We start from the raw sequence: 2,106 nt of genomic DNA, 5'->3' as shown, positions 1-2,106 counted from the left end.
TGTCCTACCGCGCTGGCTATGAGGCCGACACTGCTGCAGCTGACCCCGAATCTGGCATCGACCTGAGCGAGTTTGAGGGCAACGGCCTCCTTTTCGTCGGCACCGATGACGCAATGTGGCAAGGCGACGCGGCCGCGAAAGCTCTGGCCGCACAAAAAGAACCCGAGCCCAACATCTATGAAGGCGCCGGCCACCTTCTCCACGAGAGCATTGACGAACTCATGGGCCCCTCTTGGGAGACCATGATGGGCGGTACTGTCACTGCCAACCGCGGGGCCAAGGTTGAATCCGACCGCATCCTGCTTGAGCGTCTGAAGCAATGGCACGAGCGTTAAACACACACGTAGTGAATACATCGACAGCAAAGAAAACAAGCTGAGGCATCCGACAACCACAACTTCGAGGCATAAAATGTACCCCGCCGCGTCCTCTGACCTACGCGACGGGGTACTTGCACACCGGCAGAGATGCCAGTGGCCATGAGCCTCCACACACGCAGCTTAAGGAAAGGAAAAGCTTCGGTGGAGACCCAAGACTTAATGAAATAACGACATGTATTTCGGAAATATCAAATAAACACAATCAAGTTATGAACTAGGTCTTGCTGCCGGAGCACAACACCCCGGCAGCAATGCCCTACTCCATCAACTCTCAAGTTGGGTGGGAGGTTAACGCTCCTCCCTAAGCGGTGTTGTTAGAGGAAACACATCCTACGGTTCTCCTACTTGGAGGAACCCTCGTCAGCACCCGGTGCACAAGCATCAGCCAACAGGCCGATAGCCAAAGCACCAGCAGCAATCAGAGCCACAGCACCAGCAGCCTGGCGGGAGTCAGCACCGAAGCGCTTGAGCTGAGCGTCAATACCAGCCATCTGCTTAGCCAACGGGCCGTTGAAGGTGTTGGTCTGCTGCTGCAGACGGGTGTTCAGATCCTGAATCTGCTTGTTAATCGGAGCAACAAACTCCGACAGACCCGGAATGTTCATCTGGGAAGCCAGACCAACCGGAATCAGGAACAGCAGCGGGATACCAATACCCAAACCGGTGTTGATGCAACGCTCAGACAGGTTGGAAGAACCATTCCAGTCAGGCAACTTCGAGGAACCGTTCGGGTCCTTCTCCGGCTTGGACTTCGGGTTATTCGGATCGGTCGGCTTACCGTTGTTCTTGGAACCAGTGACCTCATCACCATCGTTGGTGCCGTCACCATCGGTATCAGCCTTCTTCGGGTCAGTCGGAGCACCCTTCTCACCCGGCTTAACCTTGTTGCCATCCTTATCGAACGGGTTCTTGGAGCCGTCTACCTCATCTCCGTCATTGATGCCGTCACCATCGGTGTCAGCCTTATTCGGATCGGTGCCAAGCTCCTTCTCCTGCTCGTCAGTCAGACCATCACCATCGGTGTCCTTGTCCTTCTGATCCTCATCACCCGGCTTGTCATCCTCGCCCGGCTTGTTCGGATCAATCGGCCACGGGAACCAACCACCGTTGTTACCGCCGTCGTTGTTGTCCTTCTTCGGCTTGGTGATCTTGATATCAATCTCACCGACCTTGTTGCCGTCCTTGTCCTTGACAACAACCGTGGCATCCTGCGGATCAGTACCCTTCGGTACGGTCACCTCGATCTCACCGGTCTTCGGGTCGATCTCAACCTTGGAGCCCGGAATCTTCTTTCCGTCCTTGTCAAGGACATCGCCGGTCATATCCTCAGTCGGATTCTTGACCTTGTCATCCAGTTCCTTCGGCTTATTGTTGGCAGGAACCTCATCGGTCTTGTCACCCGGAACAATGCTCGGCTTGTCGGCGTTGTCCTCGGAGTCGTCACCACCCTTGAAGTCGCCCTTGTCGAGCGGGTTGGTGCCGTCCTCCTTCTCCTGGCCGTCGTTGACACCGTCACCGTCGGTATCCGGGTTCTTCGGATCCGTACCGTCCTTGATCTCGTCGCCGTCCTTAACGCCGTCACCGTCGGTATCCGGGTTATTCGGGTCAGTACCGATCTCAATTTCAGTACGGTCGGTCAGACCGTCACCATCGGTATCCGGGTTCGTCGGATCCGTGTTGCCAGGCTCACCGTTCTCGTCGAACTTGTTGTCCTTGTGCGGGTTCT

General features: G+C 55.9%; 2 pseudogenes. One reads left to right on the top strand and one right to left on the bottom strand.

Annotation, left to right across the window (positions count from 1 at the left end):
* Window positions 1–335, top strand: a pseudogene (locus tag HMPREF2993_RS05895) (acyl-CoA thioester hydrolase); the annotation flags it as partial.
* A 386-nt stretch (window positions 336–721) separates the two neighbouring features.
* Here HMPREF2993_RS05895 and HMPREF2993_RS13725 read toward each other — a convergent pair.
* Window positions 722–2,106, bottom strand: a pseudogene (locus HMPREF2993_RS13725) (hypothetical protein); the annotation flags it as partial.

The sequence above is a fragment of the Corynebacterium sp. HMSC068G04 genome (assembly GCF_001814885.1).
Lineage (GTDB): Bacteria > Actinomycetota > Actinomycetes > Mycobacteriales > Mycobacteriaceae > Corynebacterium > Corynebacterium hiratae.
The sequence above is the reverse complement of the archived record's forward strand: the minus strand, read 5'-3'. Positions and strand labels throughout refer to the sequence as shown.